This window comes from Brachybacterium sp. SYSU DS0246 (genome assembly GCF_059391765.1).
Map to the genome: position 1 here is coordinate 1 of NZ_JBZXYT010000041.1, position 26,196 is coordinate 26,196.

The following is a 26,196-nucleotide window of genomic DNA, read 5'->3' on the forward strand; positions in this document are numbered from 1 at the left end:
CCGTCCTCACCTTCCGCAGAAACACCATCCCATTAGTGTGTCACCCCGGCCAACCGCGAGCCCCTCACCAGCACGAACACCAGCTGAACCACCAGATCCTCGCTCAAGAGGTCCAACTCAGGCCTGAGCCCACCGACCCGCTCTGCGTCTCTATGGCACCGCGGAACGGCTCAACCTGGTCGAGTAGGCCGCCGGGCCGCGACAGGCGCGTTGAACAAGCAATATGGCCCGCCCGCCTGACACCGCACCACCACACTGAATGGAGAACATCATGCTGAAGATGCTGAGCGACCTCGGGTTGAGGTCGGATCATATGTACACCGCTGGTTTTGCGTCGATCGGCCTGACGGTCGCCCAGTGGACAATGTCCGCCATGAAGTCCAGTGACTCGCGCGCTCAGGCCGACCGCTGGGGGCTATTCGTCGGTCAATGGGCGCCAACATTCTTCGTGCTGGGCGTCGCTATGAAGCTCGAGGAGCAGCGCTCACTGCCCGCCCTCGGGAAGAAGGGCTAGCAGCTACCGCGCGTCGTAGCAGTGGAAGGTGGGGGCGAAACGAATTGCCCCCACCTTCCGCTCGTCCGCAGCAGTCTAAGACTTCGCCGCAAGGCAGTCCGATGTGGCAGTCCGCCGCACCCCTTTGGTGCCCGGGAGTCGCTATGTCTCGATAACAACGGATTTATCCTCTGATCCCAACCCGTTCAGGCACCGGCGCAGAGCCCAGCGCGTCGGCATTCAAACCCGTTCACCAGCGAGTAATTTGCAATCGGCCCCGGCTCACTGAGGCAACGTCGTGTCGAGCTTGGAGTGCACCGATCGGGCATCGGGCCCTCGACCGTGAGCTGATACTGGATCACCAGCCCGTGCACGATCCGCACGGCGGCCTGATGCGCGGAGAAGACAGCGAGGTCGCTCATGGGGGCCAGCATGCAGCGAGTGTCAGACAACCATGAATGCCCATCGCGGTCGTACCCCAGGGGGCGCAGTGCCCATTCCGTGCCCACCACACCTGTACAGGCCCGACTGAAGTCCGAACGTGGGAGGTCAGGGCTGAAAGGATGCGTGCGCGAGAAGGGACTCGAACCCTCACGCCCTCAGGCACTGGAACCTAAATCCAGCGCGTCTACCAGTTCCGCCACTCGCGCGCCCGCCCAGCTTATCGGCCACCGGGGGATGCTCCGGTAGGCTCGGGGAGCTGGTGGCGCGATGCACTCGGCCCGTCCCCAGACGGTGCGGCCGCTCGCCCCTCGTCATCTCGAATCCTCACCACGAATCATCACAGGAGTTGCTCATGAGCGCCCTCGCAGGCAAGACCGCCGTCGTCACCGGATCCTCCCGCGGAGTCGGCGCCGCCACCGCGAAGCTGCTCGCCGAGCAGGGCGCCAACGTGGTCATCAACTACCGCCAGAAGGCGCCCCGCGCCAACAAGGTCGTCGGCGAGATCGAGCAGGCCGGCGGCTCGGCCATCGCCGTCGGCGCCGACCTCACCGAGGCCGAGGGCGTGCGCGCCCTCATGCAGGCCGCGGTCGACACCTACGGCAGCCTGGACCTGCTGGTCCTGAACGCCTCCGGCGGCATGGAGGCCGACCTCGGCGAGGATTACGCGATGCGCCTGAACCGCGACGCCCAGAACGACGCCCTCAGCGCCGGCCTCGAGCACCTCTCGACCGGCGGCCGGGTGGTCTTCGTGACCAGCCACCAGGCGCACTTCATCGACGACGTCGAGACCATGCCGGAGTACGAGCAGGTCGCGCGTTCCAAGCGCGCCGGCGAGACCGCGTTGACCGCACGGATCGACGAGATGTCCGCCCGGGGCGTCTCCTTCGTCGTCGTCTCCGGCGACATGATCGAGGGCACCGTCACCGCGACCCTGCTGAACCGTGCCCGCCCGGGCGCCCTGGAGCAGCGCCGCGAGGCCGCCGGCAAACTGTACTCCGTCGAGGAGTTCGGCGCCGAGGTCGCGCGCATGGCCACGGCGGACGTTCCGACGGGGCACATCGAGCTCGTCGGCGGGGCCGAGGACTTCCTCGCCCGCACCCGCGGCTGACCAGTCGCGCGGCGGAGGATTCCGAGCGGCACGCCTGCTCGCGATACGATCGGCGCAATCAAGCCCTGACGACCCCCGGAGGCAGTGGTGGCCAAGAAGAAGAGCCTGGACGACATGCGCGACGAGGCCTATCGCCGGCAGGACAACCTCGCGTCGGACATCGATGAGCTGGTCGACCGTGTGAACCCCAAGAACGCGGTCACCCGCTGGAAGAACGAGCTCGTCGGTTCGATGAAGGGTTTTTCCGCCGCCGGTGACGAGAAGACCCCCGTGACGCTCCCGGTAGCGATCGCGGGCGGCGTCATCGGCGTGGTCCTCATCGGTGCAGGCGTCACGGCGGCGATCGTCCTGTCCGGCGGCGACGGGAAGGCGCCCGAGGCGGCGCAGAAGAAGCTCGACAGGGCGGCGCGGCAGGCCGGGACGACCCGGCAGAAGGCCGGCACAGCGGCCACGAAGAAGACAGCGGCGGCCAGGCGTGACGTCGCCGGTGCCAAGAAGGCCGTGACGACGAAGGCCGCTCGCGCGACGGGGAAGGCCAAGGCGACGACGGCCGCCACGGTCGCACCCGTCAGGACGAAGGCAGACCGCGCTGCGCGGAAGACGCGTGCCGCGGCGAAGCACGGCGCGAAGCAGGCCCGAAGAGCGCGTCGCTGAACCGGCCCGGCCACCGGGCCCGACCCGCTGATATCCGGCACTCGGCGCCGGCCGCCCCGCGCGGCCGGCGCCGATGAGTCTCTGCAGCCTCGACGGCGGCCTCTACAGCGCACCGTCGACGTACAGCCAGCTGCCGTCCTCCCGGACGAAACGGGAGACCTCGTGCTGCTCCTGGCGGCCCTGTGGCGTGCGCGCGATGGCGGTGAACTCCACGGTCCCCTCGCGGTCGAACGGGCCGCCCCCGGTCGTCTCACCGAGCTCCAGCCGCAGCCATCGCACGTCGGCCGCGACGGATTCCGCGAGGTCGCCGCGGTCGGGGCGCCGGGTGGGATGCCAGGTACGCAGCAGATGGTCCACGTCCCGTATCGCGAAGGCCGTGTACCGCGAGCGCATCAGCGCCACCGCCGTGGCTGCTCGCCGCCTCCCGCTCAGCACGGGCCCGCAGCACGCACCGAAGGCGTCACCGGTGCCGCACGGGCAGCGCGAATCGTCGGCCGGGGGAGTGGGCGGAGCGTTCATCCCTCGAGTATCGCCGAGACCGCCATGCGCCGATCCCAGCGAGTGCCGGTGGCAGTGCGTGCCTGTGTCCGGTGTGACCCGACCGAGCTGCACCGGTGCCCGCAGATCGCAGGATCGCGGATGGCAGGATCGGAGCATGCCCGAACGTCACTCCGCACCAGGCGAGCACCACCACGTCGACCTCCCCTCCGGGTACCGCCTCCTGGACGAGCCACCCACAAGCGATGAGTACGTGCGCCTGCGGCAGGTCGCCGGGCTGAGCCCACGCACCCATGCACAGGCCGCCGGTGCGCTGAGGGCCAGCTGGGCCTGGACCACCGTGCGCACCGACGACGACGCCCTCGCCGCGATGGGCAGGGTGCTGGGCGATGGCACCTGGTACTTCCACCTCGCCGACATCGCCACGGACCCCGACCATCAGCGTCAGGGCCTCGGCCGCGCCGTGATGGAGGAGCTCATCGCCCGGATCGATGCCGCCGCGCCGCCGAATCCGTACATCACCCTGCTCGCCGATCCGCCCGGACAGAAGCTCTACCGCTCCCTGGGCTTCGTGGACTCCGCGCCGAGCCTGGGGACGCGCCTGCCGCGCTGATCCCGGTGCCGTGCCGGCCGCGCGGAGCATCCCGACCGGTACGACCGCTCGCTGCTTCCGCCTAGGCTCGGATCATGCACAGCTTCCATGTCGACGAGAACGACCAGCGCTCCCCGCTGGAGAAGATGAGGGCCGGGGACTGGTACCTCGCCGATGATCCTGCGATCCAGATGGCCTACCGCCGGGCACTGGCCCTCTCGGCGCGCTTCAACCGCGACTACGCCGAGGACCCCGACACAGCCCAGGAGATCCTCGGTGATCTTCTCGGCACGTTCGGCAGGGGCGCGCATGTGCGAGCTCCGCTGTACCTCGACTACGGGAGCAACCTGCATATCGGTGCGGGCACCTTCGTCAACTACCACCTGACGGCACTGGACGTGGTCGAGATACGCATCGGTGACAACTGTCAGCTCGGGCCCAACGTCCAACTGCTCACTCCCGTCCACCCGCTCGAACCCGAGCCGCGTCGCCAGGGATGGGAGGCGGCCGAGCCGATCACCGTCGGTGACAACGTCTGGATCGGCGGAGGCGCGACCATCCTGCCGGGAGTCAGCATCGGCGCGGACTCCGTGATCGGGGCGGGAGCGGTCGTCACCAGGGACGTCCCTGCCCGCAGCGTCGCCGTCGGCAGCCCGGCGCGGGTCGTGCGGACGCTCTGACCGGCTCCGGCCACGACGGCGGAGGCGTCCGATACCGAGGCTCTGATCGGGCCGCGTCAGCGGCGGGACCAGCCCGGGGTCGAGGGGCCGATCGTCGGCCACCATCCGGTCTCCGACATGAAGCGCACCGAGGAGACGCGCAGCGAACGCCGCTGCGTGTCCAGCCGGGTGCCGACGATCGCCTGGGTGATCTCCGGGTAGAACTTCGCGGGCTGATCGACACCGGCCTCCATGGCCAGGTCCTTCGCCCAGCGCCGACGAGGGATCGGTTCCCCGCCGACGTTGTAGAAGCCGCTGTCCGCGCGCAGGGCCGCCACGAAGGCGCGGCCGGCGTCGGTGTGGTGTAGCAGCGTCACGTATCCATCGGGCCGGCCCAGCAGGATCGGGTCCCCCGAGCGGGTGGCCTTCAGCGCGTAGGTGGTGTGCGGGTCACGGCCGAACAGCTGGCCCAGGCGCAGCACCACGCTGCTGCGACCGGAGGTCGTGAAGTCCACCGCGGCCCGCATCTCCTTCACCCGCGGGCGGAACGCCTGGTTGTGGACGCTGAGCGGCTGATCCTCGGTGATCCAGTCCGACCCGTTGTCGGGGTACAGGAAGATCGTGGACTCCTGGATCAACTTGCGCACACCGGCCTCGGCGGCCGCCTTGGCGATCGCGACGGACGCCTCGAGGTGGAGCTTGTCGTCTTCCCGCCAGGCCAGGGGGCGCAGCCCGGCCATGCCGACGGGCACGTGGGCGAGGGTGTTGATGACGACGTCGTGACCGCGGAAGGCACGGGCGAGGTCGGAGGCGTCGAACACGTCGGCGACGACGGCCGCGCCGCCTCGTCCCTCGACGATCGGTACGCCGGAATCGCGGCGGGTGATCCCGGTGACCTCGTGTCCGGCGGCGACCAGAGCCTCCACCGCCTCCTGCCCGAGCACACCCGTGGCACCGGTGACCGCGATCCTCACTCCGACCTCCTCCGCCGAGCGTCCACCGGACCCTCGCGCGCCGACATTCCTGGGATGGTCGAGTCTAGGCGATTCCTGGATGCCCGGCCGCTCCGTCGGTCCGAGGCGGAACCAGCAGGTGACCTGTTCGCTCGCTCACAGAGCGCCCGCCCACCTTGGACGTGAGGGGATGAGCGGGTAAAGTCTTCATCTGTTCGCGCCATTAGCTCAGTTGGTTAGAGCAGCTGACTCTTAATCAGCGGGTCCGGGGTTCGAGTCCCTGATGGCGCACCTGGAGAAGAAGCCCCACCGGTCATTCGGTGGGGCCTCTTCGCGTCTCTACCGGTCGACCTGGCCCGAGGGCGGTGCCGATCGATCCGCGCCCCGTGCGTCCGATGATGGGCCTGGGCCCGAACGACCGCCGGGTCGGGAAGGTGTTCTTCACGCCACACGGGCGTTAGCGTCGGCCACGAGAGTCCGGCCCCGTCAGCGGGGCCCGGTCGTGCCCGCACACCACCCGACGGAGGGACACCGTGACCGAGACGCAGAGTTCGCAGCAGGACGTCGTCGACGTTCTCACCGCCGACCATCACGCCATGCTGGACCTGCTGCGGCAGATCCAGGGAAACCCCGACCCGCAGGAGCGCCGGGACACCGCCGACACCGTGATCGCCGAGGTCATGCGTCACTCGGTGGCGGAGGAGATGATCGTCTACCCCGCGGTGCAGAAGCACGTCCCCGGCGGCGACGAAGAGGTCGAGCACGACAAGCAGGAGCACGACGAGCTCGTCGACGTGATGAAGCAGCTCGAGGACGTCGACGCCTCCGGCGCCGAGTTCCTCGACCTCATCAAGACCTTCGAGGACAAGCTCGACCACCACGTCCACGACGAGGAGGACGAGCAGTTCCCCAAGCTGCGGGAGAACATCCCCCAGGGCGAGCTCGTGGAGATGGCGGAGAAGGTCGAGAAGGCGAAGCAGGCCGCTCCGACCCGGCCGCACCCGAACGCACCGCACTCGGAGCTGTTCCACAAGTCCGTCGGCCCGGGTGTCGGCATGGTCGATCGCCTGCGCGACAAGCTCACCGGCCGCAACACCGACTGACGAACCCACGGCGCCCGCCTCCGACGCGACCTGACCGGGGCGCGTCGGAGGCGGGCGTGCGCCTGGCGAGCACTCGCTGGGGTATGGGCGCGCGGTCCGCGGATCCAGTTCATGGATCTACCTCCCGGTCCGTCCCGCCGCTGAGGGACGCAGCAGAGACCGCTGTGTGCCTACAGTGTCCCGGTGCAGGGCCGGTCGGGGCGTGACCGGCCGCATCGGAGGAGATTTCATGTTGAGCACACGGATCACAAGGGCACTGGTCCTCATCGGGATGCTGGTCATCGCCGCGACCGGATGCCAGGGCCACTTCCCCGCAGACGCGCAGGGAACGCTCGACCGCGCCACCGGCGGTGAGCTGCGCGTCGGTATCAGCGAGAACCCGCCGTTCACCGAGGTCGGTCCCGAGGGTGAGGTCAGCGGCTCCGAGGTGGAGCTGGTGAGCGAGTACGCCGAGTCCATCGACGCCGAGATCACCTGGGTGCCGGCGGGGGAGAACACCCTTGCCGAGAAGATGAAGGCCGGCCAGCTCGACCTCGTCGTCGGCGGTCTGTCCTCGAAGGCACCCTGGTCCTCGAAGATCGCCCTGACCCGGCCCTATACGACCACCGAGGGTCCCGAGGGCAAGACGGTGAAGATCGTGATGGGTGTACAGCCCGGTGAGAATGCCCTGATGGTCGATCTCGAGCGGTTCCTCGCGAAGGAGGCTGGTGAGCTGTGAGCGAGCATGATGGTGAAGGCGGCGAGGAGGACACCGGTTCGGGCCGCGATGCGATGGGCCAGGAGCAGCGCAAGGTGCTGCAGCGCGCCATCCGCCTCGAATGGATCACGCTGGCGTGGATGTCGGCCACCGTCGCCCTGGTGGCCCTCGTGGCAGGCCAGTCCCAGGCGATGCGGGCGGCCTGGGCCGAGGACATGCTCTCTCTGCTGCCCCCGATCGCCTTCCTGATCGCCATCCGCCGTATCCGCAAGCAGCCCGATCGCCTGCACCCCTACGGATTCCACCGCTCCATCGGGGTCGCCCATATGGTTGCCGCGCTCGCACTGCTGGTGATGGGCGCGTACCTGTCCATCGACTCGGTCAAGACGCTGGTCACGGTCGAGCGACCCCCGATGGGGCTGACCGTGATCGCCGGTCACGGCATCTGGTCGGGATGGCTGATGGTGGCCGTCATGGCCGTCACCAGCATCGGACCGGTGGTGCTGGGCCGGATGAAGCTGAAGCTGTCCGAGCCGCTGCACGACAAGGTGCTGTTCGCCGACGCCGACATGAACAAGGCGGACTGGACCACCGCTGTCGCGACCATCGGCGGTGTGCTGGGCGTGGGCCTGGGCCTGTGGTGGGCGGACTCGGTGGGCGCACTGATCGTCTCCGTCTCGATCCTCCGCGACGGCCTGAAGAACCTCCGCTCCTCGATCGGCGGTCTCACCGACACCGAGGCTCGCACCTATGACGACTCCGAGCCGCACCCGCTGACCCTGGAGATCGAGCAGCATGCCGAAGCGGCGCCATGGGTGCGCGAGGCGCGCGCTCGGGTGCGCGACGAGGGCCACGTCTTCCACGCCGAGGTGTTCGTCGTTCCCCATGAGCAGCATGGGGGAGGGGCCGGGAACTGCGCGGAGCTTCGCGATCGGATCCGTGACCTGGACTGGAAGGTCCACGACGTGGTGGTCGCGCCGGTGCCGGAGCTGCCGCCGACCCAGACCTTTCGGTCGACCCTGCGGACGTGAACGCCCCAGGCCTCTACCGTGGAGATCTCCGCACGGATGACATCGAGGCGAGGACACGATCATGAGAGCAGTGACCTGGCAGGGTACCGAGCACGTGAGCGTGGAGGATGTTCCCGACCCCACGATCCAGCAGCCCACCGACGCGGTGATCAGGGTGACCTCCACCGCGATCTGCGGCTCCGATCTCCATCTGTACGACGTGCTCGTCCCGTTCATGAGCCCCGGGGACGTCATCGGCCACGAGCCGATGGGGATCGTCGAGGAGGTCGGCCAGGACGTCACCCACGTCCGGCCCGGTGATCGCGTCGTGGTCCCCTTCAACATCGCCTGCGGCCACTGCGGCATGTGCTCGAGCGGGCTGCAGTCCCAGTGCGAGACCACCCAGGTCACGGAGTACGGCTCCGGGGCGGCCCTGTTCGGCTACTCGAAGCTGTACGGACAGGTCCCCGGCGGCCAGGCCGAATACCTCCGCGTTCCGCACGCCGACTACGGGCTGGTCAAGGTCGGTGCGGAGCTGCCCGACGAGAACTACCTCTTCCTCAGCGACATCCTTCCCACGGCCTGGCAGGGCGTGAAGTACGCCGACGTGCCCGACGGCGGGACCCTGGCCGTGATGGGGCTGGGTCCCGTCGGCCAGCTGGGCGCGCGGATCGGGCGCCATCTCGGTGCCCGTGTGATCGGCGTCGATCCCGTTCCTGAGCGGCGCGCCATGGCCGAGCGTCACGGCATCGAGGTGTTCGACCTCGGCGAGGACACCGTCGACGAGATCCGGGAGCAGACCGGTGGCCGCGGACCCGACGCCGTGCTGGACGCGGTCGGGATGGAAGCCGAGGGGAGCCCGTTCGCCGGCCTGGCCCACTCGCTCGTCGCGAAGCTGCCCAAGGCGATCTCCGGGCCGATGATGGAGCGCGCCGGCGTCGACCGCCTCGCCGCCCTGCACACCTCGATCGACCTCGTCCGCCGGGGCGGGACCGTGTCGCTGTCCGGCGTCTACGGCGGCACCGCCAGCCCGATGCCGCTGCTGACCATGTTCGACAAACAGGTCCAGATGCGCATGGGCCAGTGCAACGTGCGCTCGTGGACCGATGAGCTGCTGCCGCTGGTCGAGGACCCCGCCGATCCGCTCGGCGTCGGGGACCTGGTGACCCATCGCCTGCCGCTCGAGGAAGCACCCGTCGGCTACGACCTCTTCCAGAAGAAGCACGACGGGTGCATCAAAGTCGTCCTCGACCCCTCCGGCGCCGCACCGTCCAGCTGATTCGCGACCGGCGCCCGGGCCCGAACCGGCGGCCACCTGCGGTCCGGCACGTGGTCCCGCAGCAGCGTCCCGCGACCGCCCGTCGGGCCCTCCCAGACCGGCGGCCACGCACACCGTGGCCGTCACGCACAGATGAACCGCACCGAGGAGAGGATCCATATGGCCTCGAACGACCAGCTCGCACTCGTCAATCCCGTCGACCGCTTCCCCGACGTCTCGCCGCCGAAGCAGGACCAGCCCGAACCCGGTCTCGACGCCGAACTGATCCCCGGCACCGACCGCGGTGAGGACACCTACCGCGGCACCGGCCGTCTCGAGGGCCGCAAGGCACTGATCACCGGCGCCGACTCCGGCATCGGCTCCGCCGTCGCCATCGCCTTCGCCCGCGAGGGCGCGGACGTGGCCATGAACTACCTTCCGGCCGAGCAGAAGGATGCCGAGCACGTCGCCGGCGTCATCGAGCAGACCGGTCGCAAGGCGGTGCTGCTGCCCGGTGATCTCTCCGACGCGGCGTTCTGCGCCCAGCTGGTCGAGGACGCCGTGCGCGAGCTCGGAGGCCTGGACGCCCTGGTCAACAATGCCGGGCGCCAGATCGCCATCGAGAGCCTCGAGGATCTCGAGGACGAGCAGTGGGTCAGCACCTACGAGGTCAACATCCACGCGATGTACCGCATCACCAAGGCTGCTCTGAAGCACCTCCCCGCCGGGGGCACGATCGTCAACAGCACCTCCATCCAGGCGTACCAGCCCTCGGAGACGCTGATCGACTACGCCTCGACCAAGGCCGCGATCAACAACTTCACCAAGGGTCTGGCCCAGCAGCTCGCCCCGCGCGGCATCCGCGTCAACGGTGTGGCGCCCGGGCCGATCTGGACGCCGCTGCAGGTCTCCGCCGGGCAGCCCAAGGAGGCCCTGCCCGAGTTCGGCAAGAGCACGCCGCTGGGCCGCGCCGGTCAGCCCACCGAGCTGGCCCCGGCCTACGTCTTCCTCACCTCCCCGGAGTCCAGCTACGTGCTGGGGGAGACGCTGAACGTCAACGGCGGAATGCCCTCGCCGTGAGGCGCTGCGGATTTGTGGAATGTCGATGAGGCCGCCCGAGAACGGCGCGCCCCGGGGAGTCGGAGAACGCCGGGGCCACCCGATGGCTTTCGCGAACAAGCCGGCACTGACCACTCGGCAAGGCCTGTGACCTCGATTCGCGGGGCGGGGCTTGTCCGTTCCCGGCGGCGGTGTTAAGCCTGTATCAGCCGGGTTTACCGGTGACACGTCGCTGGAGGTGAATCGCCTGGTGCGTCCCTCCGGCCGATCTGAAGGAGGAATGCATGCCTGCTGGACAGACTGGTTTCGACGACGTCACGTTCGACCTGATCTCCGTGCAGTACCACGCACTCAAGGCCGGCCATGATTACGGCCAGTACGTGCGCGATGCGCGAAATGCGGAGCAGGAGGAGATCGCAGCCTTCTTCGAGAAGGTCATGGAACAGGACGCCGAGCGTGCGAAGGAATGCCATCGGTTCCTCCGCGAGCTCGGCGGGACCGACAACACGAGCCCCAACTGAGGGGCAGCCCGAGACTCAGCGGGGAACGCTCATCGGCTTCCGCGATGACGTGACCCCCGGACCGGGCCCGCCCGATCCGTCACCACGAAGGCCCCGCCGGCATCCCGGCGGGGCCTTCGCCGTGCCGGAACCGCGATGCAGAGCGCACGCGCAGCGGCAGCTGGGGCCTCCTGAGCGCTCGCTCAGCGAGACGCCGGGAGCGAGTCCCCGGCCCGACCCGCGAAGCCGCGCAGGCGCAGGCTGTTGATGACCACGAAGGCGCTGGAGAACGCCATCGCCGCCCCCGCCAGCATCGGGTTCAGCAGCCCCAGCGCGGCCAGGGGGATGGCCGCCACGTTGTACGCGAAGGCCCAGAACAGATTGCCCTTGATGACGGCGAGGGTGCGCCGGGAGAGGCGGATGGCGTCGGCCGCGCTGCGCAGATCTCCGCGCACCAGCGTGAGGTCGGCCGCCTCGATCGCGACGTCGGTGCCGGTGCCCATCGCCAGGCCCAGGTCGGCCTGGGTGAGCGCGGCGGCGTCGTTGACACCGTCCCCGACCATCGCCACGACCTTGCCGTTCTCCTGGAGGCGGGAGACGACGTCGATCTTGTCCTGAGGCAGCACCTCGGCGATGACCTCGTCGATACCGACCTCCGAGGCGATCTGCTGCGCGGCGGCGCGGTTGTCCCCGGTCAGCAGGATCGGCGACAGGCCCAGCGCGCGGAGCGCGCGGACCGCCTCTGCACTGGTGGGCTTGACGGTGTCGGCGACGACGAGGACTCCCCGCGCCTGGCCCTCCCAGCCGACGATGACGGCGGTGCGGCCCTGACGCTCGGCGTCGGCCTTCGCGGTGGTGAGGGCAGGATCCAGGAGCCCGGCATCCAGCCCGTGCGAGCTCTCGCCCGGGACCGGCTCGGCGAACAGGCCCTCGCGACCGACGAGCACGGTCTTCTCCTCGACGGTGCCGCGCACGCCGCGGCCTTCGAGGTTCTCGAACTCGGCCGGCGTGGGCAGCGTGCCGATCTCCTCGGCGGCGCCGCGCGCGATCGCCCGGGCGATGGGATGCTCGGAGGCGTCCTCGACGGCGCCCGCCAGGCGCAGCAGCTCCGCGCGGTCCACGCCGGCGGCGGGGACGACGTCGAGGAGCGTCATGGTGCCCGTGGTGACGGTGCCGGTCTTGTCCAGCACCACAGTGTCGACCCGGCGCGTGGACTCGAGGATCTCAGGGCCCTTGATGAGGATGCCCAGCTGGGCGCCGCGGCCGGTCCCCACCAGCAGCGCGGTCGGGGTGGCCAGGCCCAGCGCGCACGGGCAGGCGATGATCAGGACCGCCACGGCGGCGGTGAAGGCGGCCTCGACGGGGAACCCCGCGACGAGCCAGCCGATCAGCACAAGGACGGCGAGCGTGATGACGACGGGGACGAAGATCGCCGAGACCCTGTCCGCCAGTCGCTGGACCTCGGCCTTCCCGGACTGCGCCTCCTCGACCATCGCGGCCATCCGCGCCAGTTGCGTGTCGGAGCCGACCCGCGAGGCCCGCACCAGCAGACGGCCGCCGGCGTTGACGGTGGCTCCGGTGACGTCGTCACCCTCGCCCACCTCGACGGGGACCGCTTCGCCGGTCAGCATCGAGACGTCGACCGCGGAGCGCCCGGAGGCCACCGTGCCGTCGGTCGCGATCTTCTCGCCGGGACGGACCACGAACTCATCGCCCACGGCCAGCTCGGAGACCGGGATGCGGCTCTCCTCGCCGCCTCGCAGCACGGCCACGTCCTTGGCGCCCATGTCCAGCAGGGCCCGCAGTGCGGCACCGGCCTGTCGTTTGGACCGCTTCTCGAGGTAACGGCCCAGGAGGATGAACATCGTGACCCCGGCGGCCACCTCGAGGTAGATGTTCGCCGCCCCGTCGGACGGCGCGATGCTCAGCTCGAAGCTGTGCCTCATGCCGGGCATGCCTGCCGAGCCCAGGAACAACGCATACAGCGACCACAGGAACGCCGCGGCGGTGCCGACCGAGATCAGCGTGTCCATGGTCGCCGCGCCGTGGCGGAGGTTGACCCAGGCGGCACGGTGGAACGGCCAGCCGGCCCAGACGATGACGGGGGCGGCCAGGGCGAGCGAGGCCCACTGCCAGTAGGTGAACTGCAGCGCCGGGATCATCGCCAGGAGGATGACCGGCACCGAGAGCACCACCGATCCGATCAGCCGCTGCCGCAGCGAAGCGAGTTCCGGATCCTGCTGCTTCTCGCCGTGCGAGTCCTCGTCGGCGGCCGCGGGCTGCGGAAGCGTCGCGGTGTACCCGGTCCGCTCCACTTCGGCCACCAGATCCTCGGGGGAGCAGCCCTCGGGCATCGTGACCCGCGCCTTCTCGGTCGCGTAGTTGACCGAGGCGGTCACACCACCGAGCTTGTTGAGCTTGCGCTCGATCCGGTTGGCGCACGAGGCGCACGTCATCCCGCCGATCTCGAGCTCGATATCGGTGCCGAGGGGCAGCTGGGACGGTGACGTGGGCATGGGGTCCTCTCTCGGGAGGCGGGTTCGAATACGGGAGGTGTGGTCGACTCAGGCGTCCGGTCGTGCCGGGTGACCGGTCGGTTCGCCAGGCTTCGGCTCTCAGGCCCGGGTCGCGGAGTAGCCGGCTTCCTCGACCGCAGCGAGGACGTCGCCGTCCTCGACGGGCTGGTCCGAGGTGACGACCAGGTCGCCGGTCTCGTGGCTGACCTCGATGTGCTGGACCCCGGGAATCTCGCCGACCTCCTCACGCACCGACATCTCGCAATGTCCGCACGTCATTCCGGTGACCTGGAATCGGCTCGTGGTCGCGCTCATGAGGCTCTCCTTCGTGTTCTCGGGCGCCGACGGGGTCTCCCGCCGGCGGTCGTCTCTCCACGATTTATACCCCTGGGGGGTATAAAAGGTCAAGCGTGAGGAGATTGATCGCGCGGAGCGTGGCGCCAGCTCCCGCCGGGTGTGAGACCTTTCCGGGCCGTTGCCTACGATACCCCTGGGGGGTACGGTGGCGTCGTCGTGGCCGGCGGTCCGACGCCGTGACGCCGTCCGACGCCGTCGCGCCGCCCAGCACGACCCCACCGCCCTGCAGGTCCGCGTCGATCAGGAAGGACATGACGATGAGCAGCGTCCCGACTCCCGATGGCGATGCCCGGGCAGATCTGCGCGAGCACGACAGCCACGGGTCCCACGGAGGCAGCGGGACCCATCACGGGTCGGGCGGCCACGACGAGAACAAGAGCCAGGAGAGCCGTGGGGGCCGCGAGCCCCACGGGGATCACCAGGATCACGGGAACCACGGAGGTCACGGGAATGAGGAGGGCCACGGCGGGCACGGCGGCCACGGCGGGCATGAGGACCACGTCGCGATGTTCCGTCGGCTGTTCCTGATCAGCCTGGTCCTCTCCCTCCCGACAGTCCTGCTCAGCCGCACGTTCGCCGACCTCATCGGCTACACCCTGCCGGCCCTCCCGGGCCTGAACGCGGTGCCGCCCGTGCTGGGCACGATCATCTTTCTCTGGGGCGGCAGGCCGTTCCTGACCGGAGCGGTCTCGGAGCTCCGCTCCCGCACCCCCGGGATGATGCTCCTGATCGGCATGGCGATCACCGTCGCCTTCGTCGCCTCGCTCGGGGCCAGCCTCGGCCTGCTCTCCTCCGAATTGGACTTCTGGTGGGAGCTGGCCTTCCTCGTCGTGATCATGCTGCTGGGCCACTGGCTGGAGATGCGCTCCCTCGCCCAGACCTCCTCGGCCCTGGACTCCCTGGCCGCCCTCCTGCCCGACGAGGCGGAGAAGCTGGTCGGAGACGACGACGTGGTCAGGGTCGCCCCCTCGGAGCTCCAGCGCGGCGACCACGTCCGGGTCCGTCCGGGCGGGCGCATACCGGCCGACGGCACCGTCGTGGACGGCGAGGCCGATGTCGACGAATCGATGATCACCGGCGAATCCCAGCCCGTCCACCGCGAGGCCGACGCGACGGTGGTCGCCGGCACCGTCGCGACCGACAGCGCCCTGACGGTGCGCATCGACGCCGTCGGTGACGACACCGCGCTGGCCGGCATCCAGAAACTGGTCGCGGACGCACAGTCCTCGAGCACGCGAGCACAGCTGCTGGCCGACAGGGCTGCCGCCCTGCTGTTCTGGTTCGCGCTCGGCGCCGCGCTCCTCACCGCGATCGTGTGGACGCTCGCCGGCAGCCCGGACCTCGCGCTCACCCGGACGATCACCGTGTTGATCATCGCCTGCCCCCACGCCCTCGGCCTGGCGATCCCCCTGGTCGTCTCGATCGCCACCGAGCGCGCCGCCCGCGCCGGGGTGCTGATCAAGGACCGTGCGGCCCTGGAGCGGATGCGCACGGTCGACACGGTCCTGTTCGACAAGACCGGCACCCTGACCAGGGGTGAACCGGCCCTGGCCGACCTCGAGGCGATCGACGGGGACGACGGCGAGCTCCTCGCACTGGCAGCGGCGGCCGAATCCGAGAGCGAGCATCCGCTGGCGCGCGCGATCATCGCCACCGCCCGGGCGCGGGAGCTCGAGGTGCCCCGCGCCGAGGATTTCCGCGCCTCCACCGGGGTCGGCGTCACCGCCGACATCCGCGGACGAGCGGTGGCCGTCGGCGGCCCGAAGCTGCTCGAGGAGAACCGGCTCGAACCGATGCCACAGGCCGACCAGTGGTCGGATCGCGGCGACACCGTGCTGCACGTGGTCCTCGACGGTCAGGTCGCCGGCGCCCTCGGCCTCCGCGACCAGGTGCGCGAGGAATCGCGAGAGGCGATCTCAGCCCTGCACGACCGCGAGGTCCGGGTCGCGATGATCACCGGCGATGCGCGTCCGGTGGCGGAGGCGGTCGCCGGCGAGCTCGGCATCGACGAGGTCTTCGCCGAGGTCCGTCCGGAGCACAAGAGCGAGAAGGTCCAGGAGCTGCAGCGGCAGGGCCGGACGGTCGCCATGGTCGGAGACGGTGTCAACGATGCGCCGGCACTCGCCCAGGCGGACGTCGGGATCGCGATCGGCGCCGGGACGGATGTCGCGATCTCCTCGGCCGGCGTGGTCCTGGCCTCCGACGACCCTCGCGCAGTGCTTTCGGTCCTGCGCCTGTCCACGGCGGTCTACCGCAAGATGACGCAGAACCTCTGGTGGGCCGCCGGCTACAACATCATCGCGGTGCCGCTGGCCGCGGGCGTGCTCGCCCCGATCGGGTTCATGCTGCCGATGGCCGTCGGCGCTCTGCTGATGTCGGCCTCGACCATCGTGGTCGCTGCCAATGCGCAGCTGCTGCGCCGCCTGGATCTCGACCCACAGGCAGTCGTCGCGGGGGAGACGAGTAGCTGAACGGCGCGACCCGCAGGGGCGAGGAGCGTCAGGACCCCTGGGGCCAGGTGTCGCGGACGTCCGCTCCGCCTTCGACGACCTTCTCCGGGGTGTCGGTCAGATCCGTCCAGGAATCCTGGGGACGGTAGCCCAGCTCGAGGGTCGTGTTGGTCAGCGACCAGCGCCGGTTGGGATTGTCGGAGATCGCGTAATACAGCCCGAACCGCACCTCGGCTTCGATGGCGCGTCGCACCACGCGGGCGCAGTCGGCAGGGCTCAGCCACATGGCGCGCAGGACGTCCTCGTCGGCCTCGAGCGGATCCTCCGAGACCCAGCCGATGCGCAGTGCGATGAAGTCCAGGCCGTGCTCGTCGTAGTAGAAGCGGCCCAGGGCCTCCCCGAAGATCTTGGAGACGCCGTACAGCGAATCGCCGCGCTGGATCTGATGGGGGTAGACCGGCCACTCCTCGTGGCGGTCGTACATGCCCATCGCGTGGTTGGAGGAGGCGAAGACGATGCGGCGCACCCCGGCCTCACGAGCGGCTTCCAGGACGTTGCGCAGCCCGATGAGGTTCGCCTCCAGCACCAGATCCCAGCTGGACTCGGGGGAGGCGGCGCCGGCCAGATGCACCACGGTGTCCACGCCGTCCATCATCGCCACCAGCTTGTCGTACTCGGCGAGGTCGGCGACCTGCAGCTCGGTGCCCGGCGGGGCCTTCTCGGCGCTGCGGCCCTGCAGCACCAGGTCGTAGTCCTGCTTCAGGTCCTCCGCCAGGTGGGAGCCGACGCCCCCGGTCGCTCCGGTGATCAGTACGCGCTTCGTCGAGTCACTCATGCGGCCATTATGGGTCGCGGGGCGCCGGCACGGAACCGCGCCGACCGTGCGGATCGGAAGCGCGTTGACCGAGGGCGTGGGGTCCGCCGCTGCGCGGACCGCAGGGGCGAGCGGGGGAAAGGGGCTGGTCAGGCGCCGGGGGCCCGGCCGTCGCGCGACTCCTCGGGCTCGTCCCCGCGCCGGCCGCTGTCGGCATCGCCGTCCGTATCGCCGTGCTCGGGCATTGGCCGGATCTCGCGGCGCATCCGCTCCATGCGGGCATCGAGATCGGTGGCCACGCGGGCGGCGTCGTCGAGCTCCGCACGCAGGTGGGCCGGGAGCTGCCGGCGGTACTTGTAGGAGAGCTTGTGCTCGGTGCTGGCCCAGAAGTCCATGGCGATCGTGCGCAGCTGCATCTCCACCGGCACATGCTCGGTGTGCTCGGAGAGGAAGACGGGCACGCGCACCAGCAGGTGCAGCGAGCGGTACCCGTTGGGCTTCGGCTCGGCGATGTAGTCCTTGACCGTGAGCACCTCGAGATCCGGCTGCCGGCTGAGCATGTCCGCGATCCAGTACACGTCCGAGACGAAGCTGCAGGTGATGCGGATCCCGGCGATGTCGTGGACCCGTTCCCGGATGGCCGCGATGGTCATGTCGCCGCCGGTGCGGACGGCCTTCTCCAGGAGGCTCTCGGTGGACTTCAGGCGCGAGCGGACGTGCTCGATGGGGCTGTAGTCGTGGATCTGCTCGAACTCCTGGCGCAGCACGTTGACCTTCGTCTCGACCTCGTCGATGCCGAACTGGTAGTGCATCCGCAGCCTGGTGAACTCCTGGTGGACCTGCTGGAGCTGCGCGGTCAGGAGCTCTGGATCGTCCTGGCTCTGCAGCACGCGGTCCTGCCGCGCACGCACGAGGTCGCGCTCCGTCTCGGTGGGGTCGTCGGCGCCCGGGTCCAGCTGTTCCATCCACGTGGTCCCTTCGGGGGAGGTCTGAGCCCTCCCGACCCTGCCAGATCCGCCTGAGCGAGTGGTGGGACCGTCCCGGTCGCCGCGTCGATGGGGACGCCGCTCAGCTCGCGGGCCGCCTCTGCTCAGGGCTCTGCCTGGCCCACCATGTGCCCGTGGTCTCCAGCGAGTTGAACGTGTACACGTGCAGGCCCTCGAGCCGCAGGGCCGGATCCTCGAACGCCGGGGCCAGCTCGGTCAGCAGCGCATCGGGGCTCCAGGACCCCGGGCCCAGCAGGTGCCGGATCCCGGATCGGTGGCTGCCCAGCAGGCGCAGCGACGGCCCGACGCCGACCTTGCCCGCGATCCGCAGCAGCCGTTTCATGCCCGTCGGCGCCGCCACCCCGGGACGCACCGGCAGCTCGATGCCGTGCTCACGGACCTGCCGCGTCCAGCGCAGCAGCGGCTGCGCGGAGAAGCACATCTGGGTGACCAGGTAGGAAGCGGTGGCCGCCTTTTCCTGGAGCAGACGTATCGCCTCCTCCTCGTCGACGAACGGGTGACCCTCCGGATGCGCGCCCACGCCCACCGTGAACCCGTGCGCGGTGCCGGCCATCGCGGCCAGCAGGTCCGAGGCCCCGGTGAAGCTCCCGGCGGGCTCGGCCGCGTCCCCGGCGATGACGAACACCTCCCCGATCCCGTCGGACTCCAGGCCCGTCAGGATCGTCTCCAGAGCGGACTCGCCCGGCACCTGCCGCGCGGCCAGATGCGGGATGGCGGTGAATCCGAGAGAGGAGAGTTCCCGCGCCGTGGCCAGCGTCGCCTCCAGGCCGTGGCGCCCCGAGGCCGTCACGGTCACCCGCGAACCGGCCGGCAGCTGCCGGGCCGCCTCCTCGGCGACGCCCGGCAGCGGGATCACCTCGAACTGCGGGGCGTCCGTCATGGCCACCGGCCACGGCGCGGAACTCTCAGGCTGCTGTGGCGCCACTGCCGGACAGCTCCTTGACGTCGCTCTTGGGCAGCTCCTTCGTCGGGTCGATGAACGGCTTGGGCACCACCACGGCTGCGACGGGCTCGGAATCCGAGACGCCTCCGGCCCCGGTGGGTTCGCCGGTCTGGACGGTGAACTCGGTGCCCAGGTCCGAGAGTCCGGCCGGGACCAGTGCGAGGCCGATGTTCTTGCCCAGGCGCGGCGAGTGGCAGGCGGAGGTGACCTCGCCGACCCGTTCGCCGTCGTGATGGACGGGGAAGCGATCGATCATCGACCCGTCGTTGTACGAGCCCAGCTTCGGGCCGGCGATCTCGAGGCCGACGAGCTTGCGCTTCGGCCCCTCGGCCTTGATCCGGGTCAGGGCCTGCTTCCCGATGAAGTCGCCCTCCTGGTTCAGGTCGACCATCCAGTCGTAGCCCATGCCGACCTCGAAGGGGTTGGTACCCACGGTGATATCCGCACCGTGGGCGAGCATGCCGCCCTCGATGCGACGGATATGGCAGGGGCCGATCACCTTCATGCCGTAGGGCTCACCGGCCTCCCAGACCAGCTCCCACAGCCGCTCGGCATCACGGGAGGCGTTGTGGACGTAGATCTCGTAGCCGATCTCGCCGGTGTACCCGGTGCGCGAGACGGTCACGTCGATCCCGTCGATCTGGAAGTCGTGGAGGTAGTAGTACTTGATGTCGGCGACGGCGTCCCCGAGCAGATCCCGCAGCACGGCGTAGGACTTCGGGCCCTGGACCTGGACGGGACCGACGTCGATCTCCTCGATCTGCACGTCCATCCCGGCGTAGGTGGCGACGCCGCGGGCCCACAGCAGGATGTCGCTGTCGGCGAGGGAGAGCCAGAAGCGGTTCTCCTCGACCCGCAGCAGCACAGGGTCGTTGAGGATGCCGCCGTGCTGGTCGGTGAGGAAGACGTACTTGCACTGACCGACCTTGCACTTCGACAGGTCACGTGTGACGAGCAGGTTCGTGAAATCGAAGGCGTCCGGCCCGGAGATCTCGATCTGCCTCTCGACGCCGACGTCCCAGAGGGTGACGCCCTCCAGGAGCGCCCAGTACTCGGCGACCGGGTCGCCGTAGTGGCGGGGGTGGTAGGTGTGGTTGTAGACGCTGTACTTCGCGACCCCGTGACGCCTCGATGCGTAGAAGAACGGGGACTTGCGAAGACGCGGGTAGAGCAGCATGCCTGGGTTCTGGTTCACGGTCATCGTGTGCCTCCAATATGCGTCCGTACTCCACTGTGACACCATGGATGCGCTATACGCAATGCTTTGCGTATAGCGCAACGATCGCGGCGACGTCGGTCGGACGGGCGCTGCGAGCAGGCCGTATCAGCAGGAGGGATGGAAGGAATCGCATGCCGGGAACGGGAACGGTGCAGTCGGTCGAACGAGCGGCGCAGGTGCTGGAGATCCTTGCGCGCGACGGGCAGTCGGGCGTGGGGCAGATCGCGCGCGAGCTCGATGTCCACGTCTCCACGGCGTCGCGCCTGCTGGGGGCGCTGGAGAATCATGACCTGGTCGAACGTTCCGAAGCGGGCTCCGTCGTGCAGCTCGGGGTCGGCGTGCTGCGGCTGGCGGCCTCGACCCGCTCCGGGCTGGACCTCACCGACCAGGCGGGCCCGGTGTGCGACGCGCTGGCCGAAGAGCTCGGCGAAACGGTCAACCTCGCCGTCTACCGCTCCGGATCCGCCGTGAATCTCTACCAGGCGGAAGGGACCCGGACGGTCGCGCTGCACAACTGGGTGGGAGGACGGACGGTCCTGCACGCCACCTCCAGCGGGAAGATGCTGCTGGCTCATCTGCCTCGCGACGAGTCCGAGCCCTTGATCGCCGCCGATCTGGAGCGCTTCACCGAGCGCACCATCACCGCGCCCGACCTGCTGCGGCGGGAACTGCGGATCATCCGCGAGCGCGGCTGGGCTCAGGCCGTCGAGGAGTTCGAGGAGGGGCTGAACGCCGTCGCGGCCCCGATCTACGGCCCCGAGGGCACCGTGATCGCCGCGCTCTCGGCCGCGGGGCCGACGTACCGGCTCGCCCCGGACGAGCTGCCCGCTGCCGCCGAGACCCTGCTGGGCGGGGCTCGGGAGATCTCCCGACGGCTCGGGCACCGGGTGGAGGTCACCGGCTGAGACGAGGAGTGCCCTCTGCGCGCCGCACTCAGGCCTTCATCCGGGTGTCCTCGGGGTCGAACGGGGGCGTGCGCCCTACGGTCAGCACCGAGACAGGGTGATGACCGCCGAGATACTCCACCTGCAGCCGCGTCCCCTCGCCGGCCAGCTCCGGCGGCAGGTAGGCCATCAGCAGATAGCGGCCCAGCGACGGTGCCGGGCCGGCGGAGGTGACGTAGGAGCGCCGCCCGCGGGCGTCGACGATCGGGGCGCCGTCCGGCGTGAGGACGGGCTCGCTGCCGGTCATGAAGCGCGGTGGCGTCCCGTCGGCCGGTGGCTCGAGGGCGAGGGTGCACAGTGTGGCCGCCGGGCCGCTCTCGCGCGCCTCGAGGTAGGCCTGCTTGCCCACGAAATCCGGTCGCTTGACCTTCGGCAGTGCCAGCCCGGCCTCGACCGGGTCGTACTCCGCCGTGAGCTCGGCTCCCATCAGTCGGTAGGCCTTCTCCATGCGGCCCGTGGTGCCGTACACCCCGATGCCTGCGGGACGGACTCCGTGCTCCTGGCCGGCCTCGAACAGCATGTCCCACAGGCGCAGACCGTGCTCGCTGGGGACATGGATCTCCCAGCCGAACTCGCCGACGTAGGAGATCCGCAGCATCGAGACGGGCACCGAGCCGAGCTCGACGTCCTGCGAGGTGCCGAAGCCGAAGGCGGCGTCGGACAGATCATGTGTCGTCAGCGACGAGACCAGCGCCCGTGCCCGCGGGCCCCAGACACCGACCGTGCTGAGGGCCGAGGTCCGGTCCTCCAGGTGCACGCTGCCGTCGGCCGGCAGGTGGTCGCGCAGCCACTTCAGGTCCCTGCTGCCCTCGGCGCCGCCGGTGATCACCCGGAACTCCTCGGGCCCGCGGCGCACGATGGTGAGGTCACTGCGGAACCCGCCGGCGGGGGTGAGCATGGGGGTGTAGACCACGCGCCCGACCTGCACGTCGACCTTCGCCATCGCGAGGTGTTCGAGAAGGGCGAGGGCGCCGGGCCCGGAGACGTCGAAGATGGCGAAGGCGCCGAGGTCGATCATCGCGACCCGCTCGCGCATCGCCAGGTGCTCGGCCTCGATGATCGGGGACCACCACCGCGCGTCCCACTCGCTGTCGCGCCGGGTGATCTGCCCGGCGTACTCCTCGACCAGGTCGGCGTTGGAGGAGTACCACTGCGGCCGCTCCCACCCCGCGGCCTCGAAGTACTCGGCCCCCAGCGCGTCGGTGCGCGGATGGAACGGACTGGTGCGCAGGGGGCGATCGGAGAGCCATTGCTCCCGGGGATGGCTGATGCCGTAGATCTTCGGGAAGCCCTCCGCGGCGCGCGCGAGCACGTGGGCCTGGGTGCGGGCGGCGGGGTGGAAGCGGGCGATGTCGGATCCGTGGTGGTCGATCTCGCTGACGCCGTCGGTGATCAGCTCGGCGAGCATGCGGCCCACCCCGGCGCCTTCCTTGATCCACACGGCCGCCGCCGACCACAGCCCGCGCACCTCCGGGGTCTCGCCGACCAGCGCGCCGCCGTCGGGTGTCACCGACAGCAGCCCGTTCAGGGCCGATTGACGGGGCGGCTCGGGGTCAGTCAGCAGCTGAGGGAACATCTCCCGTGCGTGCTCGAGCTGCTGGGTGAAATCCTCCTCGGTGAACGGGAAGGAGGTCGGGGAGGCCTGACCCGGCGCTCCGTAGGGCGGGATCTCCTCGGGACGGTGCAGCAGCGGCCGGTGCGCGTAGGAGCCGATCTCGAGGTCGGGCCCGCGCTGGCGCTCGTACATCAGGCAGTCCATGTCCCGCAGCAGCGGGAAGCTGATCCACTCCTCGCTGCGCTCGAGCTCGGGGATGGGGCCGACGTCGATCATCTGGTGCACGGCCGGGGTGAGCGGGATCGATGCCCCGGCCAGCGCGGCGATCCGTGGACTCCAGACGCCGCAGGCCACGACGACGAGCTCGGTCTCGATCTCGCCGCGGTCGGTGACGACGCGTTCGACCCTGCCGGAGGTGACCTGGATGTCGGTCACCTCGGTCTCGGGACAGACGGTCAGCGCGCCGAGATCCTCCGCGTACTGGCGGAAGAGGGCGCCGGCGGCCAGCGGGTCGACGATCGCGCCGGTGGGCGTGTGGAACCCCCCGATCAGGAGGTTCGCGTTGCAGTACGGCACGAGTTCCTGGATCTCGGCCGGGCTGATCAGATGCGCCTCGACGCCCCAGGATCTCGCCGAGGTCATGCGGCGGGTGAGCTCCTGCATTCGTTCCTGGCTGCGGGCAACCTCGATGCCGCCGCAGATCGAGAGCACCCCGAGCTCCTCGTACTGCCGCAGCGAGTCCACCGTCAGGTCGGTGACCTCCTTGGAGTGGTCGACGGGGAAGACGAAGTTCGAGGCGTGCCCCGTCGAGCCGCCCGGGTCCGGCAGGGGACCCTTGTCGATCTGGACGATGTTGCGCCATCCGAGGTCGGCGAGATGCCGGACAGCGGCATTGCCCACCACCCCGGCCCCGATGACGACGATGTCTGCGCGGTCCGGCAACTGTGCCATGGCGTCCTCCCGAACTCTCCGTGGGTATCCTCAAGATATATCAGCGAGGGGAGTGACGCCATGGGTTCGGACGACGAAGACCGCAACGACCACGACCACGACCACGACCGCGACGGTCGGGGCGGGGCGCTCGACGGCCTGACGGTGCTCGTCCCGCCCGGGGTCACCCCGGCGTCGCTGTCACAGATCGCCTACTACCGCATCCGAGATCTGCTGGTCACCCTGGCCCTGCCGCCGGGGTCCGGGCTCGATGAATCCGAGCTCCGCGACCGGTTGCAGCTGGGCCGGACCCCTGTGCGCGAAGCGGTGCGGCGCCTGGCCGACGAAGGGCTGGTCACCGTCTATGCCCGTCGCGGGATGGTGGTCGCGCCGGTGGAGGTGCGCGATCTCAAGCACGTCTCCGAGGTGCGGGTCGACCTCGAGGGGCTCGGCGCCCGCCTGGCGGCCGAGCGGGCCGACGTCGAGGACCGGCGCCTGGCCGCGGAGCTGCTGGCGGAGATCGAGCAGGCCCGACATGCCCAGCAGGCCCAGACTATCCGCGCACTGATCCGCACCGACCAGCGCGTCCACCACTGCGTCCATCGCGCCACGCACAATCGCTACCTTCAGGACACCCTCGGCACCTACCTCACTCTGAGTCTGCGCCTGTGGTTCCTCGGCCTGGAACGGGTCCAGCGCCTGGACGAGGCGGTCGACGAGCACGTCGATGTCCTCACCGCGGTGATCGAGGGCGACGCGGACCGCGCGGAGCAGGCGGCGCGCGCCCACGTCACCGGCTTCTGGCGGGAGATGCGCGAGGTCCTCATCGAGTGACCCGCGCCTCCGGCTCTCATGGTCGTCACAGCCGTGAGTGCGTGGGCATGGGGCAGGCGGTCATATCCGGCGACCGGTCCGGGCCTCCCAGGCTTCGGCCAGCAGCTCCGCCAGCTCGTCCGGGCAGATGCGCTCGAGGCGCACCAGCACGCTTGCGTGCCCGCGATAGTGCGGCGTGGTGAAGAACGCGGCGGGGTCGGCAGCCAGCAGCACCTCGCGCTGGTCGAGGTCGGAGCGCCAGCAGACCAGGACGCCGGGTTCCTCGTGCATCCGGGCGAAGATCCTCCCGGCCGCATAGAAGGCCGGGGTGCCGTATGAGGTCTTCTCCGTGACCTGCGGCAGCGCCATCGCCAGGCGCCGCACGTCCGATTCGTCGCTCACCGGCGGATCCGTTCCGGATCAGGCCTGAGCAGATGTATCGGCGGGGACCGGTGTCTGCTGATAGAGGGCGAGCCGCCACCGGCCGTCCCGCCGCGTGTACGTGGAGGACATGAGGGCGTTGAAGGGTGCCTCGTCCCCGCGGAATGCGAGCGCCGAGTAGACCAGGATCGCTGTCTCCGCACCGGCGCCGATCAGCCGTTCGTCGCGAATCTCGTAGCGGTCCCACGTCGGGGCATCGCGCAGCGAGGAGATGACGCTCTGCCGGTCGAAGACGTAGCCGTGGGCCAGTATCATGACGCCGTCCTCGGTCATGATCTCGCCGTAGAAGTCCGCCCCGGTGCCGCCGCAGAGCGCGCCCCAGCCCTGGTGCTCGAGTTCGAGCATTTCGTCGATGTCCATGCTTCATCATGGCCGCGCGCGGCACACAACGGCAAGAAGGCGTTCCTGGTGAGCGCGACGCTGGCGCCGTGAAGTCAGCTTGGGAGCAAACGTGCCGTCCAGAGCGATCTCCGGACGGCACGTTGGACCTGTTTCCGCAGGTCAGATGGGGTGATCGACGGGATTTGAACCCGCGACCGCCTGGACCACAACCAGGAGCTCTACCAACTGAGCTACGACCACCATGTGCGAACCGTGGCCCGCAACGAGAGACGAGCATACCGTCTCCGAGCCTCGAACACCGCCTCCACAGCGCCGGTGAGCATGTGAGACGCATTGCACCGGGCGTTCACGGGGCGGAGACTGCATCCATGATCGTTGCCTTCTCCATCCAGCCCACCGGTGAACCCTCCGACCCCGCCATCGCACGCCGGCTCACCGACGACGCCGACAGTGCCAGCGTCCACGATGCCGTGGCCGCCGCCGTGCGCATCGTGCGCGACTCCGGCCTCCCGCATCGCACCTCCTCGATGTTCACCGAGATCGAGGGCGAGTGGGACGAGGTGATGGATGTCGTGCGGCGCGCCACCGACGAGGCCGCTCGCTACGGCTCCCGCGTCTCGTTGGTGCTCAAGGCGGATATCCGTCCCGGCCGCACCGGTGAGCTCGACGGGAAGATCGATCGCCTCCAGACGGCCATCGACCGGCTCGACGAGAACTGATATGTAGGTCCTTCTGTCAAGTGTGCAGGGTGAAGCGGGGGCATCCACTGGCCGGTGGGTGCCCCCGCTTCGGCGTTCACGGGGTGCTTCTCGGGGTTCGCGTGTCTGTTCGACGCGT

At 69.8% G+C, this 26,196-nt stretch carries 26 protein-coding genes and 3 tRNA genes; 16 read left to right on the forward strand and 13 right to left on the reverse strand.

Annotated elements, in window-relative coordinates; genetic code table 11:
* Positions 1 to 271: 271 nt before the first annotated feature.
* Positions 272 to 514: a hypothetical protein gene (locus AC5020_RS15625; RefSeq protein WP_377017500.1), complete on the forward strand. Its 243-nt coding sequence runs from the start codon at positions 272 to 274 to the stop codon at positions 512 to 514.
* Between the two features lie 547 nt (positions 515 to 1,061).
* On the opposite strand, the gene AC5020_RS15630 is transcribed toward AC5020_RS15625, so the two are convergent.
* Positions 1,062 to 1,143: transfer RNA gene (locus AC5020_RS15630), tRNA-Leu, on the reverse strand.
* A 146-nt stretch (positions 1,144 to 1,289) separates the two neighbouring features.
* Between AC5020_RS15630 and AC5020_RS15635 the strand changes: the two genes are divergently transcribed.
* Both AC5020_RS15635 and AC5020_RS15640 read left to right on the forward strand, forming a co-directional pair.
* Complete coding sequence (locus tag AC5020_RS15635) at positions 1,290 to 2,045, forward strand: SDR family oxidoreductase (protein WP_464988951.1); 756 nt, start codon at positions 1,290 to 1,292, stop codon at positions 2,043 to 2,045.
* A gap of 114 nt (positions 2,046 to 2,159) precedes the next feature.
* Entirely contained in the window at positions 2,160 to 2,699 is a 540-nt protein-coding gene (locus AC5020_RS15640; RefSeq protein ID WP_464988952.1) for a hypothetical protein, read from the forward strand.
* 102 nt (positions 2,700 to 2,801) lie between these two features.
* On the opposite strand, the gene AC5020_RS15645 is transcribed toward AC5020_RS15640, so the two are convergent.
* Positions 2,802 to 3,218: a YchJ family protein gene (locus AC5020_RS15645; protein WP_464988953.1), complete on the reverse strand. Its 417-nt coding sequence runs from the start codon at positions 3,216 to 3,218 to the stop codon at positions 2,802 to 2,804.
* Between the two features lie 136 nt (positions 3,219 to 3,354).
* On the opposite strand from AC5020_RS15645, the gene AC5020_RS15650 reads away from it, so the two are divergent.
* Together AC5020_RS15650 and AC5020_RS15655 are read left to right on the forward strand one after the other, a co-directional pair.
* Positions 3,355 to 3,810, forward strand: a complete 456-nt coding sequence (locus AC5020_RS15650) for a GNAT family N-acetyltransferase (protein ID WP_464988954.1) — start codon at positions 3,355 to 3,357, stop codon at positions 3,808 to 3,810.
* 74 nt (positions 3,811 to 3,884) lie between these two features.
* Positions 3,885 to 4,469 (forward strand): sugar O-acetyltransferase, encoded by a 585-nt coding sequence (locus AC5020_RS15655; RefSeq protein ID WP_464988955.1) that lies wholly within the window; start codon positions 3,885 to 3,887, stop codon positions 4,467 to 4,469.
* 56 nt (positions 4,470 to 4,525) lie between these two features.
* Here the strand turns inward: AC5020_RS15655 and AC5020_RS15660 are convergent, their stop codons facing one another.
* Positions 4,526 to 5,422, reverse strand: a complete 897-nt coding sequence (locus tag AC5020_RS15660) for an NAD-dependent epimerase/dehydratase family protein (RefSeq protein ID WP_464988956.1) — start codon at positions 5,420 to 5,422, stop codon at positions 4,526 to 4,528.
* 196 nt (positions 5,423 to 5,618) lie between these two features.
* Here AC5020_RS15660 and AC5020_RS15665 point away from each other — a divergent pair.
* The 7 genes from AC5020_RS15665 to AC5020_RS15695 all read left to right on the forward strand — a co-directional run bounded on the left by AC5020_RS15665 (position 5,619) and on the right by AC5020_RS15695 (position 11,049).
* Positions 5,619 to 5,692, forward strand: a tRNA-Lys gene (locus tag AC5020_RS15665).
* A 242-nt stretch (positions 5,693 to 5,934) separates the two neighbouring features.
* The gene (locus AC5020_RS15670) at positions 5,935 to 6,504 is read left to right on the forward strand and encodes a hemerythrin domain-containing protein (RefSeq protein ID WP_377017514.1); all 570 of its coding nucleotides are present in this window, start codon (positions 5,935 to 5,937) and stop codon (positions 6,502 to 6,504) included.
* Positions 6,505 to 6,733: 229 nt separating this feature from the next.
* Positions 6,734 to 7,222: a substrate-binding periplasmic protein gene (locus AC5020_RS15675; RefSeq protein ID WP_464988957.1), complete on the forward strand. Its 489-nt coding sequence runs from the start codon at positions 6,734 to 6,736 to the stop codon at positions 7,220 to 7,222.
* A gap of 53 nt (positions 7,223 to 7,275) precedes the next feature.
* Positions 7,276 to 8,232: a cation diffusion facilitator family transporter gene (locus AC5020_RS15680; RefSeq protein ID WP_494564449.1), complete on the forward strand. Its 957-nt coding sequence runs from the start codon at positions 7,276 to 7,278 to the stop codon at positions 8,230 to 8,232.
* Positions 8,233 to 8,293: 61 nt separating this feature from the next.
* Entirely contained in the window at positions 8,294 to 9,490 is a 1,197-nt protein-coding gene (locus AC5020_RS15685; protein ID WP_464988959.1) for a zinc-dependent alcohol dehydrogenase, read from the forward strand.
* 159 nt (positions 9,491 to 9,649) lie between these two features.
* Entirely contained in the window at positions 9,650 to 10,549 is a 900-nt protein-coding gene (locus AC5020_RS15690) for an SDR family oxidoreductase (RefSeq protein ID WP_464988960.1), read from the forward strand.
* 263 nt (positions 10,550 to 10,812) lie between these two features.
* The gene (locus AC5020_RS15695) at positions 10,813 to 11,049 is read left to right on the forward strand and encodes an acyl carrier protein (protein ID WP_377017522.1); all 237 of its coding nucleotides are present in this window, start codon (positions 10,813 to 10,815) and stop codon (positions 11,047 to 11,049) included.
* Positions 11,050 to 11,231: 182 nt separating this feature from the next.
* Here the strand turns inward: AC5020_RS15695 and AC5020_RS15700 are convergent, their stop codons facing one another.
* Positions 11,232 to 13,544, reverse strand: coding sequence for a heavy metal translocating P-type ATPase (locus tag AC5020_RS15700; protein ID WP_464988961.1), 2,313 nt, complete (start codon positions 13,542 to 13,544; stop codon positions 11,232 to 11,234).
* A 99-nt stretch (positions 13,545 to 13,643) separates the two neighbouring features.
* Positions 13,644 to 13,859 carry a heavy-metal-associated domain-containing protein gene (locus AC5020_RS15705; RefSeq protein WP_377792867.1) on the reverse strand — a complete coding sequence of 72 codons (216 nt, stop codon included), beginning with the start codon at positions 13,857 to 13,859 and terminating at the stop codon, positions 13,644 to 13,646.
* Between the two features lie 299 nt (positions 13,860 to 14,158).
* On the opposite strand from AC5020_RS15705, the gene AC5020_RS15710 reads away from it, so the two are divergent.
* Positions 14,159 to 16,372, forward strand: coding sequence for a heavy metal translocating P-type ATPase (locus AC5020_RS15710; protein ID WP_464988962.1), 2,214 nt, complete (start codon positions 14,159 to 14,161; stop codon positions 16,370 to 16,372).
* A gap of 28 nt (positions 16,373 to 16,400) precedes the next feature.
* Here AC5020_RS15710 and AC5020_RS15715 read toward each other — a convergent pair whose 3' ends face one another.
* The 4 genes from AC5020_RS15715 to AC5020_RS15730 all read right to left on the reverse strand — a co-directional run bounded on the left by AC5020_RS15715 (position 16,401) and on the right by AC5020_RS15730 (position 20,316).
* Entirely contained in the window at positions 16,401 to 17,186 is a 786-nt protein-coding gene (locus AC5020_RS15715) for an NAD-dependent epimerase/dehydratase family protein (protein ID WP_377792869.1), read from the reverse strand.
* A 128-nt stretch (positions 17,187 to 17,314) separates the two neighbouring features.
* Entirely contained in the window at positions 17,315 to 18,130 is an 816-nt protein-coding gene (locus AC5020_RS15720) for a GTP pyrophosphokinase (protein ID WP_464988963.1), read from the reverse strand.
* Positions 18,131 to 18,233: 103 nt separating this feature from the next.
* Entirely contained in the window at positions 18,234 to 19,052 is an 819-nt protein-coding gene (locus AC5020_RS15725; protein ID WP_464988964.1) for a methylenetetrahydrofolate reductase, read from the reverse strand.
* 25 nt (positions 19,053 to 19,077) lie between these two features.
* Positions 19,078 to 20,316 carry a glycine cleavage T C-terminal barrel domain-containing protein gene (locus AC5020_RS15730; RefSeq protein ID WP_464988965.1) on the reverse strand — a complete coding sequence of 413 codons (1,239 nt, stop codon included), beginning with the start codon at positions 20,314 to 20,316 and terminating at the stop codon, positions 19,078 to 19,080.
* A 149-nt stretch (positions 20,317 to 20,465) separates the two neighbouring features.
* Between AC5020_RS15730 and AC5020_RS15735 the strand changes: the two genes are divergently transcribed.
* Positions 20,466 to 21,239 (forward strand): IclR family transcriptional regulator, encoded by a 774-nt coding sequence (locus tag AC5020_RS15735; protein ID WP_464988966.1) that lies wholly within the window; start codon positions 20,466 to 20,468, stop codon positions 21,237 to 21,239.
* A gap of 28 nt (positions 21,240 to 21,267) precedes the next feature.
* Here AC5020_RS15735 and AC5020_RS15740 read toward each other — a convergent pair whose 3' ends face one another.
* Positions 21,268 to 23,784, reverse strand: a complete 2,517-nt coding sequence (locus AC5020_RS15740) for a GcvT family protein (protein WP_464988967.1) — start codon at positions 23,782 to 23,784, stop codon at positions 21,268 to 21,270.
* A 60-nt stretch (positions 23,785 to 23,844) separates the two neighbouring features.
* Between AC5020_RS15740 and AC5020_RS15745 the strand changes: the two genes are divergently transcribed.
* Positions 23,845 to 24,597, forward strand: a complete 753-nt coding sequence (locus tag AC5020_RS15745) for a GntR family transcriptional regulator (protein WP_464988968.1) — start codon at positions 23,845 to 23,847, stop codon at positions 24,595 to 24,597.
* Between the two features lie 60 nt (positions 24,598 to 24,657).
* Here the strand turns inward: AC5020_RS15745 and AC5020_RS15750 are convergent, their stop codons facing one another.
* The 3 genes from AC5020_RS15750 to AC5020_RS15760 form a co-directional block, all read right to left on the reverse strand.
* Positions 24,658 to 24,978: an MmcQ/YjbR family DNA-binding protein gene (locus tag AC5020_RS15750; protein WP_464988969.1), complete on the reverse strand. Its 321-nt coding sequence runs from the start codon at positions 24,976 to 24,978 to the stop codon at positions 24,658 to 24,660.
* Between the two features lie 18 nt (positions 24,979 to 24,996).
* Positions 24,997 to 25,377, reverse strand: a complete 381-nt coding sequence (locus AC5020_RS15755; protein WP_464988970.1) for a DUF4440 domain-containing protein — start codon at positions 25,375 to 25,377, stop codon at positions 24,997 to 24,999.
* Between the two features lie 146 nt (positions 25,378 to 25,523).
* Positions 25,524 to 25,599, reverse strand: a tRNA-His gene (locus AC5020_RS15760).
* Between the two features lie 128 nt (positions 25,600 to 25,727).
* On the opposite strand from AC5020_RS15760, the gene AC5020_RS15765 reads away from it, so the two are divergent.
* Entirely contained in the window at positions 25,728 to 26,078 is a 351-nt protein-coding gene (locus AC5020_RS15765; protein WP_464988971.1) for a thiamine-binding protein, read from the forward strand.
* Positions 26,079 to 26,196: the final 118 nt, after the last annotated feature.